Genomic DNA, 16790 nt, shown 5'->3' on the forward strand with positions numbered 1-16790 from the left:
GGATCCACGTCAGAGGTTCAGCGTCGTGTCCCAGGCCTGGGCGAAGGCCATATGCGTAGGTCCCCGCGTGAACCGTTCCGGCTTTCTCTTGAGGGGGTTCGCGTCGTTGTCGCGCCAGGATTTGTATCGTCCTTCGCTGGTTTCGTTGAGTAGCCGGAAGATCCGATCCACATGCAGGACGTCGAGAATCCCTGTGTCGAAGCCCTTCTCGATCAGGTACTGATCGCAGGCATCGAGGTCGAGCAGTGCGCCCGCGGTGGGCCTCAGGTGCGGTGGCGTTTCCGGGTGCCAGGTTCGGGCGCCACGCGCGGGGTGGCTGAAGTCACCACTGAGGAATGCGTAGTACATTGCTATTCGGGTCATTTCGGCGAAATTTAGGCTGCTGAGGTGTTCCAACTTGAGCATGTCACAGAACTGGGCGGGGACGCTCTGAACCAACAAGCTCACCTCGCGTGGCTGGCGGTCCGGATATGCCAGGTGCATGGTCGCCCACAGCAGAAGTGTCCGCATACCCATGGACGCGGTCGACGCCGCCGCCGTGGTGGGGTAGTTGAGTTCACGGAACGTCACGAGGCCCGCCTTGTGTGCGGTGCGGATTTCGTGCAGCCGGGCGACAGCCAGATTGGTGAAGGTGTAGGCGCTGGTAGCGAGATCTCGAATGTACTCAGGGTGCCACTGCCTCGCTCGGCTGTTGACCCGTTGGCCCATCTCGACGATGAGTTCGGTTTCCGCACTGCGGACGTAGACGCCTCCCGCCTGGAGCAGGGACAGTTGCAGTCCTGTCAGCGCGGCCATGACGCGGCTCACGGTCAGCGCGTGCTCGGTCCGCACCACATTGCGCAGGACCCAGGCGCCATATTTCACCGACTCGTCGGCGACTCGTTGCGCGATGTGGAAATTGGCTTTCTTGCTGTCGGCCAATGGCCGCGCACGAAGGATCCGTGTGATCGTGCCGGCGAGATCGAACGCCAGTTGGCCGTTGCTCAAGGAACGCAGCTCCTGCTGCACGGAATCGAATATCTCCCGCATGCGGTGTGGCGGTTGTTCGTTGGCGACAAACCAGCCGAGTTCGGCGAATGAACCCGCCACAACAATGCTGCCCACCGCGTCAGGGCGGCTGATCAAGGCTCTGCCGCTGGCCTCTAGAAGTTGCCATCGGGCGTCCACCGGCGGGAGGGCGAGTTCCGCCACCCCGTCCTTGCCCGATGTCAGCGCGGTCACGGCGGCGGGAAGCTCGGCCGCGAACGACTTGAGGAGCCCCTCAGGCCCCAGCCGTCCGCTTCCGGCGAGATAGTTGGTCGCGTTGAACACCAGCATGTCGATGGACTTCCAGTCAGCTGGCGTGTCCGACCTGCTCAGGGCGGTCGTCCCTTTCCTGCCGCTCGCGGTCAGCCTGGCTAGGAGGTCGTGCAGGAAGGTGCCGGACTCCTGGGGGGAGTTCCTCCCCGGAGGGCTGACGCTTCGCGAGCGCAGTTCCCTCTGGAGTTCGAGCATTTCACTGGTGTCCTTCTGACGAACCATCGTGTCCACCAGCCTGTCGACCAGGGAGGCGAGTTGGTCAGCGACCGGCGAACGCAGCTCAGAGGAGCCGACACGGACGTCCGAGATCGCCAACTCGAGAATGATGGCCAAGCGGCGCGAGGTCCAGAGCGCGGCGTCCTCTCCGAAGGCCGACGTGGGCCGAGGCGCGAGCCCGAAGTCGCGCCCTGTCCTGGCGAAGGTCCGGAACACGGCGCGGAAGTCCGCGAACTCAACGCCGAGGTCTTCCTGTGGTCCCTGATCCCCATGGGCCCCCAGGAGGTCGGTATCCACGCTCAGCTGGATCAACTCTTCCAGCTCCGGGGGGTTGGACCAGTCGGACTCGAGGTCGGTGGCGAGGGCGAGAAAGACCGCGTCCTCCGGCCGGGCCCGGTCGGGGCGGAACTCCACGTATCTTCTCAGTGCCGCGCCAACGGCGAGGAGGAACGCGAGCCGGGTGACCTCCGTGGTGGGGGTTCCAGGGCTCCCCTGGGTGCTCTGATCGAAGAGTTTGAGCTGACTGGCGACCCGAGGTGTCAGCCACTGCCGCATCTCCATCTCGAGGCGGCCGGGTTTGGGCTCGCCCCACGCCAGCCCGACGTTGAGCAGCTGGGCCACGCCGTCGTCCACCAGACGTCCGGCCGCCCTGTCCGGGTACAGCTCGGCGGCCTCGAGGTGCTCGTAGCGAAAGTGGCCATCGGAAGTGGGTTTGTTGTCGCCCCATCCGGTCGCACGCTTCAGATAGGGAGTTGGGTCGATCCGCACCGGTGAGCCGAGTGCGCGCCACCGTTCGAGCGCGGTGGCGCGGTTTGACAGTCCCCAGGAGGCGAAGAACGTTTCAAGATCATGTGTTAGGCGGCTCGACGCGGTTGATCGACCGTCGAGCGGCTGTAGCCAGGCTCTCAGGAAGGTGCGCAGCTCAGCGGCGGGTCGTATGCGGGAATCAGCGCCGATCAGATATCCACCGACGGTTCTCAACGTGATCTCGCGGTTCTCCGGGGGAAACAAACTGCCGTCTCCGCCATTCAGGAGATCATCCCAAAGCCACAAAGAAACCCGAAGAACCTTCATTCGATCGGTGTCACCCATGGGGCCTGCTTCCGGCTGGACATCACGGAAATGTTGGCTATGTGCTCCTATGTGGAGCGCCCAACGGTACTCCGCTCACACCCTGTGCGCGATGAGCCACGCGGACCACATCTCGTGACGAATGGCCGACACATCCGACTGCTCAGTGCCAGGCCTGGTGTGTACGTCGGCGTTGAGAACCCGTACTGACGAAAAGCCTCGCGGGGCGGGCTTCGGATCAGACGCGGTGATGCGTTCCGAGCGGTCGGGCGCGCGATACCCGGCAGTAAGCGCGTCTCGGCGGTGAGGCGGGTAGGGCCGGCTGGGGTGTGGACTGGGGCCCGTCGAGCGCGGAGGGCGAAATGTCTGATACGCCGAGGTGGGGTATATGTATAGCCCACCACCAAAGCCAGTCGAAATCAAGTTTCGACCGCCATCGATGATGGGCTTTCACTAGAACTGGTGTCCGAGGGGGGACCTCGACACTGAATTTGTGAGACCTACGCATCGCGTAGGTGTTCATGCGTTGACGGTAGCACCGCTCGGCGCGTGTTCCCGAACTGGGGCGGTGAAGTTTTTGGCCTTCAGGCCGTTTCCGCGGTTGGTCTTGGAACGAACCGTCGGCCCAGGTGTCGTGCTGGGTTCGCCCGCTCAGACGCTAAGGCATTGGTCGGCGGTGGAGGTTGACGCTGCCTAGCTGGCTCGCTCAGCTAGTGGACGCGCCATTTAGGTGATGTCGCCCTGCCTCGAGCGCTTCGTATTCGGCAGTGCTTGGCGCTTTGGCGAGATAGCCCTCGTGGGCAATAGTTTGGCGGAGACTATGTGCACGGTTGACATTGCTTAGGTCATTTTCGACGACGCGCAGGAAGACGTATTCGCTGGGTTCATCGGCGGAGAGTTCCCGTTGCGCCTGCGCAAATTCAGCCGGTGTCGTGACGAGGCTCACGCCGTACACGTTTACTCCGTTTGGAGACCAGCCCAGCAGCAGCCGCTGGCGATCGAGTCGTAATGCTTCAGCCTGTTCTTGAGCCAGTTCCTTCTGCGCACGCTGCTTGGCCCGCCAATCGCCGAGACCGGCAGTGCCGCCGATGATCGCGACACCCGCGAGGAGCACTGTGGATGCCGATCCGACGATCGTGGCGATGCTGGCCCAATCAGTAAGATTCACGACTTTGATCGTATGGCAGGGTGCAACTCGCTCACCGCTGCATCTACAAACGATGTGGTCGAGGGGTTAGCGGTCGCGGTGAGCTTGCTGCTCTTGGTCGACTTCGGGTGCCCGGCGCGGATGGAACCGGCGCGACCTGGACGCACGCACCGTCGCCATGCATCCCGAGGGGAGGCCCACGGGCGGTCCGACTCGACAACTGATGGTCGGCTTCTCAACCGAAACGGTGAGCGCCACAGCTTCGCAGGGCGCGCCGAGCTGGGAAGATGGGCTCAGTTCGGCGAAGGGCAGGCGGGCATGCGGTTCAGCACCCACACCGGCGTCATCCCCGGCAACGGCGATGACTGGTTCGACCCTGTCCTGACTGAGGACACCCCGTTGTACGTCGACCCGTTTCTGGTGTTCGAGGAGACGCAGGGCCTGTTCGCCGAGGCACATAAGCAGGTGGTCGCGTTCTTCGCGATGTGCCGGGACCTGATCCGGGCGGATGCTGGCCGGCACGGGCGTGCCTGGGATAAGGCGGTTCGGCTGTTGACGTTCCCGGAGCCCAAGGAGTTCGCGCTCGGACTGGCGATGGGTTCGCCTAATGGCGCGGGTACCGCCGAGCACTACGCGGTGCAGATGGCCGCGGCGCTGGAGGCGATCAGCAGCGCGGTTGAGCGGCGCGTGGACTACGTGGAGATGTTCGCGCTGTTTGTGCCGGGGCTGGGCGTAGACCGGATCAGCGACATCCTCTGCAACATCCTGAAGTCCACGTTCGTCACCTACACCCAGCAGGTCTGCCAGCAGCTCAGTGTCCCGGTCGAGCAGGTCGCGGTGCGCAATGCTTCCTGGAACGTCGCGATGGGCCGGTGGTCGGACGCCCGGTTGATGCTCCCGCGTAGTCCTGTAACCGAAAGCGGTGTGCTGCTGACGCCGGATCGGTTCCTGCAGGACATCCCGCAGCGGGTCACCGCCGACGGCTTCTACACCTGGGCGGAATCGGCTCACAACCGCGAGCTGCGCGAGGACCTCAACTATGACCTGGCCCAGGAGCTCAACCGCAAGGAGCGGGCCGAACGGGGCCGGGACCTGGCCGTTCACCGCCCCGAGATGGCGTTCGAGTACCTAGACGAGGTCGCCGAGCGCACTGACGCTGTTGCTTATGACGTCCAAGCCGACCGGGACTTGCTCGTTGGGTGGTACGAGGCTGGCCGCGCGGCAGGCCGGGCCGAGGCTCAGGCCGCTGGTCCGGCCGATCAGCCTGGCCCGGAGGACTTTCATGCCTGGCTCGGGTCGCTGGTGGAGCGCTTCGCCCACGCCGTCGAGCACAGCGACCTGTGGCGGGTGTTTTGGAACGATGAGCTCACCCGGCACCGGAAGGAGCCGATCGTCCAGGCGGTTGCCGGACAGCTGTGGATGGTTCTGTGTGAACGCTCGGACGTCGACGTCAGCCGGGAGGCCAACGTCGGGCGGGGCCCAGTCGACTTCAAATTCTCCGCCGGCTGGAAGCGTCGGGCACTGCTGGAGGTAAAGCTCATGTCCAGCCGCAAGCTTCGCCAGGGCGCCGAGGCGCAACTCCCAGAGTACCTGGCCGGTGAACGGGTCACTAGCGCCTACTATGTGTGCGTCGGCTTCACCGACGATGAACTGTCGGAGAAACGCAAGATGCTCGTCTGCGAGACCTGTGCGACCTATGAAGCCCTGTCCGGGCACACCGTCACACCACATTTTGTCGACGCTCGCCCTAAAGCCTCCGCTTCTGTACTCTGACGGCCCCATCGACTTGCCCTCGTCAGCATTCTTCCCGAACGGTCTGTCCAGCATTGATCGCGCCGACCAGGACTTGTTCGGTTTTCTCGACGTCCTGGACGTGGCCAACCACGCCTCGGTGTCGAGCACGAACAACGGTCGAGCGCTCACCTGCTGTCGGCGGCGTCGAGACCGGTGCGCAGCTCCTCGACGGGCAAACCGAACCGAGCGGTCAGCGCCGCGATTTCCGGCGTCGCGTTCCTCGGGGCAACCCGCGCGGACGCCAATCAGGACGCGGCACCGACCCGGGTCGTAGGGGGACTCGCGATGCCCGGCCATCGAGAGGGCTTAGGTGCAGATCTTCAGAGCTACAGCGGGCCCGGAGCGTGGTGGTCACGGAGGCCGGGACCTGGCGCTCGGAGACAGCGTGGAACTGCTCGCCGACGTCATCGGGGACAGGGATCGTGATCCGTCGAGTCACACGATCAGGCTGGCAAAGTATGAATCTGGCTGAGCGGTCAGTGCCGAGGTATCAGGATCTTGCCTCGAAGACAGGGAACACGATGCGCGAGGAGCGATTGCCGTTGTCGATGGACCGTGTTACAGTTGCGCTACTGCGAAGCGGAGTCTTTGGTAGCACCAGGACAACCAGCGCAAAGCTTTCAAGATCCCCATCCTTGCCGCCAGCTGCCTTTGTGCAGATCTTGGAGGAACTCCGTCATGCCCAGAATCGTTCTGGCGTTCGTGCCGCAACACACCACCACCAAGTCCCGGGTGATGGCCATCGTGGACAAGGGCAATGGGAACGAGGTCGACGCGGTCGCGACCGTCGACTGGCCTCATGATGCTGTCGCTATCTGCAACATTCTTAACTCTCCTGAAGCTGGGCAAGAGGCATTTTCAGGTCTCTGGGCTGCGTTGCCATCCAGCGTCAGATCAAGCCTGGAACGGGCGCGTGGCGAACGCGTGGACAGGACCGACGCGCGCCATGCACTGGCGTCCCTGTTCATCACAACGCTCGATGTCCCCGAGCTTCCCGATCCGGACGCCGACATTGACTGGGCCGGATTGTACCCGTCTGCAGGCTGCCCAGACGGTGGATGCGACGCATGTGAGGGATGCGCCAGTCATACGGCGGGGCAGGCCGGCGCTCGGGGTCGAAGCGATTGCGGGCCCGGCGGGTCGTGTACTTGTCAGACCAAGGATCTGGCAGACGATGAGGAGCCATGCGTGTGCTGCGTGGACGTCATCGGACCGCGCTGGGCCTCGGCCATCTACAAGTCACTGGCTGAAGAAGCCGGGTCGATCGTCGATCATGCCCAGGATCTGATGTGGGGGATCGAGGGTCCCGCGGTTGGGTTTCCAGGTTCCTTGATCGCCCAGCCTCCGCAGTTTTTTATTCGGCTCGCGCAGGCATGTGCGGACCTGTGCGACGAACTAGCTCAGGGCCGGGTTCCAGTGCCGCATACGATCGCAGAGCTGATCATGCTCGACGAGGCTGCCCGTTTCTACCTCCAAGCGTGCAGTGGCAGAGATGGATTCGACGTCGAGGAAGCGACGGCGGAGATGAAGGATCTCCCGGAGGCGTTCGGAGACTTCGACATGGACGCTTTGTGGATGTTCCAGGTCACCGTTTCTGACTGGACCGAGATCGCTGACGCGGAAACCGTGTACGAGCCTGGCTCGATGGACCGGGTGTTTGACCTGCTCCCAGAGGCGGCGCAGTGGCCACGTTCATCGCAGTTCAGGCCGGATTCGGTTCCTTCATAGCCTGGCCTCCGCAGCTACCGCCGCAACGTGCGAGGAGCAGTTCGATGCAGTCGATCACTCATGAAGATCAGTTCAGATTCGCCTATCGACACGTGCTGGGAGAGGTGGCTGAGAACCCTAGGATCAGCGGTGTCGAGATTGCTGAACGGCTGGCGGCGGTCCTCGCCCACCTCGAGGCTGAGGAGGAACACCGAACGTGCCGGTGCGGCAGGGCGATCGTGATGCCGGTTGGTGCTACACAGTGGGTTCATGACACCCGAGACCGGGAGCGGGGCTGTCGAGCGGCGACCTTCACATCCAGCGGTGGCTGGGACGACTCCAATCCACGCTCGTGGACAGCCAAGCCCGCCAAACCGTGACATGACGGCGCCACTGCAGCGATCCGCCTCGGCCTTCGTTGGGGGCCAGGTCTCTCATCCGACGCTCGACATCAAAAACGAAACCCGAACAGCCCTCCGCCTTCGAATTCGTCGGTGAGTCGCTGTTCGAGCAGACAGCCGGCTGGATCGAAGCCGCGATGCGCGACTTTGGCAAGCTCGTCAGAGTTGAGCGTGACGATGTACTGCAGGTGTTCTTGGGTACAGACCTCGTTGGCGAGACTCAATGCTCGGGCGACTTGGCGTTCGTCGACACCGTCGAACAGGTGGCTGTCGTGGACGAGGAAGTCGGGCGCGCGTTCGGCTCGGTTCGCTAGCACCGCGAGGGTCAGGTCAAAGCAGAAGATGACCATGCTGCCGATGCCGCCGCTGTTGTCGCTGGCGATGTGGGGTTCGATCTTGAGACTGCGCTCGGAGGTCCCCAGTCGCAGGTACGCCTCGCGATCGTGGCCATAGAGTGCGCGGGCGAATCTGTTGAACAGCACCACTGCCTCGTCGATGATCACTCCACGTTCGCCGAGGTCTGCTTCCATTTGCTGTTGCAGCACGACGCGTTCCTGCTTGATCTGTAGTTTGTTCGACTCCAAGGCCTGAGCGGCTTCGAAGCGGTGGCGTAGCCCTCCGAGGTTTGCTCGTTCCTGTGCGAGCACCTGCTGGAGAGTGGTGAGTGCGTCGAGCGCGCCGCCTTCGTTGAGGGTGCGCAGGGTCTGCGCGAGGTGTTCGCCCACACGCGAGCGCTCTGTCTCGCGCTGTGTGAGCCGGTCCTGGATGCTGGCCATTTCGGCTGCGAGGTACTGACGACGGTTGCGCACCACAGAGCCGTGGAATGCCTTGACGTCGGCGAAGCTGCGGCGGACTTGATTGCTGAGGACGATGCCGAGTTCGTTGTACGTCGCCTCGAGGTAGGTCAGGTCGGGGTCGGTGGTCTCGTTGACGGCTCGTTCGATGTCGGCAAGGTTGGCCCGGTCGATGACGTCGTCGTTGCGTGACTGACGGATCATCCGGTCGAGTTCATCGGCCCGATCTCGGAGGTTGTCGTACTCGGGCACGACTCGGAAGGTGTCGATCTGCCGCTGTACCTCGGCAACTCGGTGTTCTGCGAGCGCGATCTGTCCTCGCAGTTCGGCCGCCTGTCCGATCACCTTTCCCAGGACGGGGTCAGATGCTGCCTTGTTGAGCTGCTTGCTGACGTTTTCCCGGGCCTGCAGTTGACGGTATCGGTCCGCCAGCTTCCAGTCGATGCCCAGCAAGTAGGCGAGGTTAGTCATCGCCTCGGAGGCCGACTGCTTGGGGAAGGTACTTGTCGGTTCGTTGAAGGCATGCGCTCGGGCTCTGCGCATGAGGAAGCTGAGGAGAGCGCGTCCGGAGACACCAGGGTGTTCAGAGGGCAAGCCGAAGAGGTTGTGCTCGATGAGGTGCTGCCATTCATCGAGGGGGACTTCTACCGCGGTACCGAGATCCAGTTGGCCTGGTGCCGCACCGTCAGGTCGGGGTGTCAACCGTACCGTGTTGGGGTTGGCGGCACTCCGCTCGACGGTGACGCCATCGGCCATGCCGGGCCAGTCCAGATGAAGGCGGAACGTTGTGGCGCGCAGCTCCGGGTGCCCGGCGAGTGAGTTCTTGTCACCACTTCCGCCGAGCAGGAAGTGAATCAGCTCGACCATGCTCGACTTGCCGGCGCTGTTGCGGCTGTCGGTTTCGGTGGAGGACCTGGTGGTATCCGCGACGAGGATGTTCAACCCATCATGGAAGAAGAGGGCTTTGAAGCGTGCGTCATTGGAGCTGAGGCGCCGTAGCATCTGCCCTCCTTTTCACCAGGACTTCGTTGCGCATGTCCACCACGCCCAACGCGTACAGGGAGTCCAGTGCGAGGACGAACCACCAGAACGGTACCGGAGCTGCATGGCCGTGGTCCTCACGCCACTGCCGTAGCCGGCTCCATGTCTGACTCACCGTCAACGGGGCGTCCAGAATCTGGAGGATCTGCGCCCCGACCGCCAGGAGGGAGCGCTGCGGTGCGATGCCTTTGGTGGGCACGATCATGACATCGAGGCTTCCCGAAGCGCGGGCGCCCAGCCGGGCGGTGGCGCGTCGAATATGTCGCAAGTTTCGAAGAAGTACGCGAGTACCACGTCGAGTGCCCTTTCGCGGGCCCGGTCGGCTCGCAGGTTCCCCAGGACGTAGTGACCCAGCTCGTAGACGATCTGGTCGGGGGTGGTGCAGACCTCGGCGAGCTCCTGGTAGTAGGCGCGGAAGCCATCTGCAGCGTCGTCTCTGGCGGTGACGTCGGCGACGTTGTCATAGTAGTCGTCGAGCAGATAGGTGTGCATCATGGCCAGGCGCAGCGTTTCGCGCTCATCCTCGCTGAGGCGGTTGTACTCCATCTTCTGATCGGAGACCTGCAGCAGGTTCGGCGGGCGGTGTTGCCTATTGGCGGGAGTTCGCTTCTCCACCAGATGGTCGAGAAGTGGTTTCACGTCTGCTAGGCCGATGCCGTATGCGACGTCGTGCACGGGGATCTCGGCGCCGAACAGATCTTCGACCTCGCCCCGCGGCAGACGAAGGACTTTCTGTCGAAGCTGAGAGGGGCTCAGCGGCTCAAACAGGAGCGGGACGTGGTCTCGACGGGCTTGGGCCAAGAGGCTAGCGACCTTCGGGTGCAGACCTCGGGTGTCGTTGTGCACGAAGACGAAGGTTGTGAACTCCCCGCCGCGTTTGGACATGGCGCCTTCGAGATCGCTGGCGAACTTCTCCTCGACTTTCTTGGCGTCAAACACCTCAGGGCCGTAGCACGCGTAGAGCTTGCCGCTGTGCAGGCTCAGCCCGTCGGCCGACAAGTCGCCGATGTTTCCGTGCGTTCGGACGGGGACGAAGTCGTCGTGGCTAAGCGACATCACGTTCTGGAAGAAGGACTCGAAGGCACTGCCGTGAAGGTCGGCCATCCGATCACGGAACAGGGCCTTCACATACATCTTCTCCAGAAAGTTCAGGCCGTTCATGCGCCCCCTCCGCCCGACACCTGAACACTGAAGGTAACCGATGCTCCATCCACTGTGAAGGCCCGAAACCCTCAAAGGAGCACGGCGGGACATATATTCAGGCATCCTTCCTGCAGGCTGATGGCACGTAAAGTGCAGATTACTACGAATCGTGCGGCTCGGTCTTGCCGCAGGCCGCCGCCCTGCTACACGGCCATGAACAGCGATGCCTGCAAGTCTTGCCTGGCGAGCCGGCCGCCATGATCTACCAAGGTGTCATTGAGCCGGCGCGCTCTCATCTGCACATGCCAGAGCTGTCGGTTTGGCGACAGCGGCACGGCGCGGTGGCTGTTGGACGCGGGGCACTCATCGTGGTGGGTGAGTCCGCGCGGGCGTTCTGCGGAGAGCGGCTGCTGCGGATGGGACCGATGTTCGCGCGGCACCCCTCGGACATGGTTGCCGTCAAGATCCCCGATGGCCGAGCTGTTGCTTCTGGCTGCCGACGTGGGTGCGCTTGCTTGCGATCGTCAGCTGAGGGAGTGCACTGAACTGGCGCCTCTGGGTAGCTGTGGAGCCTGAGTCCCGTGCGCTCGCAGCGATCCCGGTTCTCGGCATCGGCACCTCGAGCCGACAGGGAAACGAAAAGCGACAGGCAGTGGGCTGAACGGACGATTCGGTTGCTCCGCGCCGTGAGCTACGTTCGCTCGGTGCCGCAAGAGTCACCGAGCGTGGGATGCTAGACGATAGAACTCGGTGGCTGGTGGCGGTAGACCTACGGAACAGGCCCGCTTTCGTTGCTGTGCCGGTGCGGCCGTTCATGCGCCGGTGCAGTGGCGAGGTGGCCGTCAGCCAGCCTGGAGGATGGTCCAGTCATGGGTTTTTCGTTCAAGGTCGCGCCGGGTATCAGGATTCGCGCATCTAGCCGGGGGATTCGCACGAGCCTGGGGCCGCGTGGGGCTCGCGTGCACATCGGCGGAGGTAGAACAGGCTTCTCCAGTGGTGTGGGCCCGGTGGGCTTCTACACCTCGCTCGGTGGGGGTCGAAGCCGTGGTGGTGCGCGCCGCCCGTCCGTGGCCAGCTATCAGCGTCAGGCCGCGCAGGCCCAGCGGGCCCAGCAGCAGGCGGCGAAGGCCATGCTGGCTCAGCAGTTGGCGGCGTCATTCGCTGGGTTGGTCAACGTGCATCGGTCAGGGTTCGCCTCGGCGCAACGTCCCATCGCACCAGCACCACCTGAGCCGAACCGTGCTGCGATGTACAAGCAGTTCGAACAGCAATTCCTCGCCGGGATCGGTTGGCTCAAGCGCACCGAGCGTAAAGCTGCCAAACAGCGTGCGGCGAGTGCCACGGAGCAGGGGGTCCAGGTCGAGCGCGCCAGGCTCGCGGCTGAGCAGGCGCGCTGGCAACAGCAGCTGGACGAACGGTGGAAGCTGCTGTGTGACAACGACCCCGAGGTCGTGATGGAGACGCTGGCGGAAGCATTCGACGACAATGAGGCACCTGCTGCGGCTGTCGGTGTCCAGGGTGATGAGATCGCACTGGTGATTCTGGTACCCGCGGACGACATCGTGCCCGAACAGATGCCCTCCACCACACAGGCGGGGAACTTGACCTTCAAGAAGGTCAGCAAGACAACCCGCGCCTCGTTCTATCTTGAGTTCGTCTGTGGGAGCCTCATCGTCACCCTCAGAGAGGCGTTCGCCGTCGCTCCGGCCATCCGGCAGGCGCGAGTAGTGGTGCTCCGTAACATGGGGATAGACGCCTACGGGCGTAAGAAGCTTGACTGCGTCATGGCGGGCCGGTATTCCCGTCAGGCTCTCGATGGCGTCCGATGGGACACGGCGTCAGCCATCGGTGTCGCGACGGAGACCTCGACTGATCTCCTCGTCAAGCTGCGCGGCCAGGCCCGCGAGATGCAACCCATCGACCTGACGTCCGAGCCCGAGATCGCGAGCCTCATCCGCGCTGTGGACGTCACCGAACTGACGGCCTAGGGTGGCGCCGCAGTGCCCACCTGCGGACTCGGAGTGCCGGAGAAGTGCTACTGAGGCGCCCAGGCCTGCAGAAGGGCACTCGACGTCGGCTCGCAGCGGCCAAGTGGAGGGGAGCGCGCAACAACGACCGTAGGTTGGGAATCGCGCTTGCTGAGGTAGTCTCCGGGTCAGAGGATGAGGTCTCGCCTGGCCGCGAACCGCGACGGGACCCCACTGTGGCCTCACCGTCAGGTGGGGCCACATCCCTTGGCGGCGCTGATTAGCGCCGTGAGCGCGGCGGCCAGTGTTGCCAACTTCGTCAGAAGTACGGCTACCTGCTCTGCTCTCCCAGGTGACGGTCTTGCGACTTCTCGGCGGGCTCTCCGTCGAGTGCGACCCATGGATACCTCCTTTCCTCACCCACGTGGCGCTGAGGAACGGAGACTTGACGGTCGCGGCGTCATCCGGTGAGAAGAGGTATATCAGCTTGTGAAAACTTTCACAAAGTGTGATCTTGGGTCGAGGAGTTGTTGCCTGCGGGATCCCGCGCCCTCAACTCGACTTCAAGCAGCGTACAGCTCGGTCCGATCACTCACTGCGCGGGGTCGGCTATGACGGACGCCACTATGGAGTGCGCCGAGCGACCGGGGCCGGCCTGACTCTGTGTGGCCGAAACTGCGTGGGTGGTCTGGCCGGTCGATCCAGGCGCACACCCACTGACTCGGGGGAGGGCGGATCCCGCCCGGCCTGACTCGGGCGAGGCTTGGGCCGTCGGGCCGATTGTCGAGCAGGCCGTGTAGGTCCTCAGATAAATTGATTGGCATCGCGGCCGCCACCTCGCCCGGTAACTCACCCCAGCTATTTTGGAGGTCCGGAACTAAGTTCTTTTGCCATCTGGGATACAAGGCTATCCACGAACGCGGGTCCTTTTGCAATCTTGTCGGTTGTGCCGCCGGTCTCCTTTAAGGCTTTCGCAAAGCTATCGCGAAGGAAAGCCAGGCAAGTGTCGAGGCCCGCGTTTGTGATGGGTATGTTGTCCTTGGCCGCCCTTTCCAGTTGCAATAGTGAATGGATCGGCCGGCCGACCAGTTTCGTTGCAGCAACCATCGCAAGGTGGAATTTGAGATTGTTTCGTTCTGCAGCCGGGGACCCCACTTCAGCTGAAGAAAGGAAGGCATCCACGGCCTTCTGGGACTCGGCGAGCCACAAATATACCTCTACCGGAACTTCTTTTGAGAAGATCTTCCTGTAGTCATCATCCCGCTTGAGCAAGCTGGAAGGGCGAGCTCTAGAATTATCTGGTCTACTCAGCCCCATAGCCATGGCCGCTTGGGCGAGTAACGGGATGCTAACGATACGTTCGGCGCTCTTCCCGCTATTGCGATAGAAGTTTTTTCGCCGGTCGTAGAACCAGTCGTGCCCAAGAAAGTATGCCTCGATGTCTCGCTGGATGTCGTCGGTGGCTCGCAACGACGCCGCTGGAACCGTCGTCTGACGGTTCGTGGCTCGGATGACTTTGTCCCTGGTGGCTGGATCGTCACCGGTAACAAGGATTCTCACCAGAACGGTGCGGTCAAACGCGAAGTGGGTTTCCTCAACTGACCGCAGCGCATTGTGAATCGTGTGCGAGGTCTGCAGTCCGTTGACAACTTGAACGTCGTCCATCGAGTACGTCTTGCTGACTACTGTTGCTCTTGAGCACACGATGGTGACGCCATTGTTCAGCCACCAGAATTCTGGAGCTCCGGGATCGAGGAGAGATTCATGGATTTCCCGATTGACCTCGACGTCACCTTGGTAGTCGCGTACGTTCCAGTCGAAGATGTGTCGCCGCAACGAGCCGTCCTGCTCGCTAAGAAAGGATACGTAGTCACGCAGTTTGACGAGGGCGACATGGCTGTTTCCGCTAGTGGCGTTCTCCTGATACGTCAATTCTGTTGTGTAGGACGGGACGGTGCTTGCCCGTCGCCACAACTCTGCGGCGCCGAGAAACTCGACGAATCCGGTTGTTGATCCGAGTACTACCTCACTGAACTGTCGTTCGAGTTCTTCGGCCTTGATTTTGACCTTGGTGTTGATCGCGTTGTCTCCCCCAGTACGTCCGCGAGTCGCGTATACGAAATGGACCTCGACTTTTGGATGTCTGACGGCAAGCACTCTGAGTGCCTTGCGGAAGAACCCAGTGCGTAAGACCACGGCTCCTGAGTAAAGCTGGAGCAGGTCTTGCTCCTCTTCGCTGAGTCTGAGGAGGCGCCGGGAAGCGTCAGCGACCTTCTCGATCGCAGTCTCAGTGAAAGAAGTTGATCTTTTGGCTTGGATCAACCACACCTCAATCTTGACGCCGACAGGCACACTGGCGATCTTGAAGTCGCTCTGAAGCACCTCGCTGTCTTCAGACAACAAGGTGCCGCCGACGAACACAAAAACCCCGTCAAGTGCGGCATCGTTGGTGCCACCGATGGTGCCGTCGGCGATCTCCTCTGATGACAGCTCGCGACCATGTAGCGCCTGCTCAGCAGCGAACAGCTCGAATGCCTCATCATCTCGGATCGCCTTGACCCGCTCTTGCTGCCGACCTGCGAGAATCTGGTCGAGTAGCACTACCTCGTTATCCGTCATGGGCTGGAAGCCTATCGGTCCACGCATCCCTTGAGGAACGTGTCCGCTCGCGGCGTCGCCGATTGTTCCAGATGATCGTCGCGAGTTCACAGACGCGGCGCGAGTGAGGTCGTGTCGCATCCGCCAACCGCACGGAGTCAACCCAGCTCATGGCGCAGCCGACGTAGATCCAGCTGGACGACTGCAGTCGGGATCACCACGCCGACAGGCGGGACGGTCGATGTCGTCACGGTCTGCTGACCCCAGGCGCGACAGCCAGTGGATGAGGTTGTCCGGTCATTGCCGACAGAGCCACGGCGACAGCGTGTAGGTCTGCCTTGATGTAGGTGGTAGTCGCAGCACCAACCGAATCAGTGTGTCCCGCATAGGCACGGGCGACGCCGTACCCGAAGTGCCGCTCGACCCACGTCAAGGTGGTGTGGCGTAGCCAGTGGGTGGAGATGCCCTGCACCGCGACCCACGGCAGCGCGTCCCCGATTCGCTTCCAGAGATGGTCATAGCGCCTGCTGGTGATCGCTCGGCCATTGCGGTACCGCAACAGCTTGTCCCCGGGCAGCACCGCGCCGCGGCCGCGGGCTTGCGTGTTGAGGTGGTCGGCGAGTTCCAGCGTGATGGGCTGCCATCGAACGGTGCCGCCCTTCTCCGCGAGTCGGATGAGGCCGTTGCGGACGTCCAGGTCGATCAGCCGCAAACCGAGCGCGCCGCCGCGACGGCAGGCGGTCTCGGTGTGCAGCCGCAGCAGAAGCGCGTCGAGCACCACGTCGTTGCCGCTGGTGCGTGCGGCGTGGTTGATCTCGTCGATTTCTCGCGTGGTCAACGCCCGCCGGGTGCTGGGCAGTCTGCGGGGTTTGGCGACGCGGTGTGCGGGGCTGGCGGTGGGATCGATCAGCCCGTCGGCGATGGCGCGGTTGAAGACGGCGCGGGCGGCTGCGATGACGTGTTCACCGGCGTGCCGACCGCCACGGGTGGTGCGGCGCGACCGAGCGGAGGCGGCGGTCTTACGCTGCATGGCCTCGATGTCGCTGGCGGCGATCTTGTCCAGAGGCCAGTCTTCCCATGCTTCTACCATGCGGTCCCAGTAGCTGCCGTATGTACGTTGTGCGCCGGGCCCAGCTGCTGCCACGACCCGGGGCAGGTACTCGCCGAATGTCGGTAACGGCGTTTGCGGCGCGTCATCGTCCCGGAGGTCGGAGATCGTGATGCCGAGCTGGTCGAGCAGGCGTCGTGCTGCGGCGAGCCGCTCTGGATCAGCGGTCACTGAGTCGCCGAGTACGGTGCGTCGAGGTCGGCCAGCAGTTGTGCGACGGAACGGGCCGACTGGACGATCAACCGGCTCAGTGCGACGTCGGCAGCCAGAACCAATGGCTCGCCCGGAGTGAAGGCGCACATCCGGCGGGCGGCTACGGGGAGAGGGATCTCGCCGCGAATTCCGATGGCGTGACGGCCCGCTGTAGCGGCGGACACGACGATGGACACGTTGCGCACCTTGATGTCCACGCGGCATCCGGGAGACCAGGTCAGTGCCAGCAGCAGGTCCTGCTCGGTGACTCGGCCCGAGGCGTCGGGGCGCGCGATGCCCAGTAGCCAATCC

General features: G+C 63.2%; 11 protein-coding genes. 3 read left to right on the forward strand and 8 right to left on the reverse strand.

Annotated features, from left to right (window positions below; translation table 11 throughout):
* Nucleotides 1-9 precede the first annotated feature (9 nt).
* Together IW245_RS38525 and IW245_RS38530 are read right to left on the reverse strand one after the other, a co-directional pair.
* The gene (locus tag IW245_RS38525; protein ID WP_197007977.1) at nucleotides 10-2607 is read right to left on the reverse strand and encodes a hypothetical protein; all 2598 of its coding nucleotides are present in this window, start codon (nucleotides 2605-2607) and stop codon (nucleotides 10-12) included.
* A gap of 685 nt (nucleotides 2608-3292) precedes the next feature.
* The gene (locus tag IW245_RS38530) at nucleotides 3293-3754 is read right to left on the reverse strand and encodes a hypothetical protein (protein WP_197007978.1); all 462 of its coding nucleotides are present in this window, start codon (nucleotides 3752-3754) and stop codon (nucleotides 3293-3295) included.
* Between the two features lie 297 nt (nucleotides 3755-4051).
* Here IW245_RS38530 and IW245_RS38535 point away from each other — a divergent pair, with 297 nt between their 5' ends.
* Nucleotides 4052-5506, forward strand: a complete 1455-nt coding sequence (locus tag IW245_RS38535; protein WP_197007979.1) for a DUF8370 family protein — start codon at nucleotides 4052-4054, stop codon at nucleotides 5504-5506.
* A gap of 699 nt (nucleotides 5507-6205) precedes the next feature.
* Nucleotides 6206-7255, forward strand: coding sequence for a hypothetical protein (locus IW245_RS38540; protein ID WP_197007980.1), 1050 nt, complete (start codon nucleotides 6206-6208; stop codon nucleotides 7253-7255).
* Nucleotides 7256-7685: 430 nt separating this feature from the next.
* On the opposite strand, the gene IW245_RS38545 is transcribed toward IW245_RS38540, so the two are convergent.
* From IW245_RS38545 to IW245_RS38555, 3 genes are read right to left on the reverse strand one after another with little or no spacing between them, the layout of a single operon-like run.
* Nucleotides 7686-9431, reverse strand: coding sequence for an ABC-three component system protein (locus tag IW245_RS38545; protein ID WP_197007981.1), 1746 nt, complete (start codon nucleotides 9429-9431; stop codon nucleotides 7686-7688).
* On the reverse strand, nucleotides 9406-9675 hold the full coding sequence (locus IW245_RS38550) for an ABC-three component system middle component 6 (RefSeq protein WP_197007982.1): 270 nt from the start codon (nucleotides 9673-9675) through the stop codon (nucleotides 9406-9408). Before IW245_RS38550 ends, IW245_RS38545 begins: the two co-directional genes overlap by 26 nt.
* Nucleotides 9672-10631: an ABC-three component system protein gene (locus IW245_RS38555; protein ID WP_231399079.1), complete on the reverse strand. Its 960-nt coding sequence runs from the start codon at nucleotides 10629-10631 to the stop codon at nucleotides 9672-9674. Before IW245_RS38555 ends, IW245_RS38550 begins: the two co-directional genes overlap by 4 nt.
* 989 nt (nucleotides 10632-11620) lie before the next feature.
* On the opposite strand from IW245_RS38555, the gene IW245_RS38560 reads away from it, so the two are divergent.
* On the forward strand, nucleotides 11621-12601 hold the full coding sequence (locus IW245_RS38560; RefSeq protein ID WP_197007983.1) for a hypothetical protein: 981 nt from the start codon (nucleotides 11621-11623) through the stop codon (nucleotides 12599-12601).
* Nucleotides 12602-13438: 837 nt separating this feature from the next.
* Here the strand turns inward: IW245_RS38560 and IW245_RS38565 are convergent.
* The 3 genes from IW245_RS38565 to IW245_RS41335 all read right to left on the reverse strand — a co-directional run bounded on the left by IW245_RS38565 (nucleotide 13439) and on the right by IW245_RS41335 (nucleotide 16696).
* Entirely contained in the window at nucleotides 13439-15199 is a 1761-nt protein-coding gene (locus IW245_RS38565) for an AIPR family protein (RefSeq protein WP_197007984.1), read from the reverse strand.
* Between the two features lie 226 nt (nucleotides 15200-15425).
* Nucleotides 15426-16457 (reverse strand): tyrosine-type recombinase/integrase, encoded by a 1032-nt coding sequence (locus IW245_RS38570; RefSeq protein WP_233472969.1) that lies wholly within the window; start codon nucleotides 16455-16457, stop codon nucleotides 15426-15428.
* Nucleotides 16454-16696, reverse strand: a complete 243-nt coding sequence (locus IW245_RS41335) for a hypothetical protein (protein ID WP_231399080.1) — start codon at nucleotides 16694-16696, stop codon at nucleotides 16454-16456. Before IW245_RS41335 ends, IW245_RS38570 begins: the two co-directional genes overlap by 4 nt.
* Nucleotides 16697-16790: the final 94 nt, after the last annotated feature.

It is taken from the genome of Longispora fulva, assembly GCF_015751905.1.
GTDB lineage: Bacteria > Actinomycetota > Actinomycetes > Mycobacteriales > Micromonosporaceae > Longispora > Longispora fulva.

Excerpts from the sequence above, each read along its gene's own strand:
- IW245_RS38525 (WP_197007977.1), bottom strand. The coding sequence starts at position 2,607 with ATGGGTGACACCGATCGAATGAAGGTTCTTCGGGTTTCTTTGTGGCTT.
- IW245_RS38535 (WP_197007979.1), top strand. The coding sequence starts at position 4,052 with ATGCGGTTCAGCACCCACACCGGCGTCATCCCCGGCAACGGCGATGAC.
- IW245_RS38540 (WP_197007980.1), top strand. The coding sequence starts at position 6,206 with ATGCCCAGAATCGTTCTGGCGTTCGTGCCGCAACACACCACCACCAAG.
- IW245_RS38545 (WP_197007981.1), bottom strand. The coding sequence starts at position 9,431 with ATGCTACGGCGCCTCAGCTCCAATGACGCACGCTTCAAAGCCCTCTTC.
- IW245_RS38550 (WP_197007982.1), bottom strand. The coding sequence starts at position 9,675 with ATGATCGTGCCCACCAAAGGCATCGCACCGCAGCGCTCCCTCCTGGCG.
- IW245_RS38555 (WP_231399079.1), bottom strand. The coding sequence starts at position 10,631 with ATGAACGGCCTGAACTTTCTGGAGAAGATGTATGTGAAGGCCCTGTTC.
- IW245_RS38565 (WP_197007984.1), bottom strand. The coding sequence starts at position 15,199 with ATGACGGATAACGAGGTAGTGCTACTCGACCAGATTCTCGCAGGTCGG.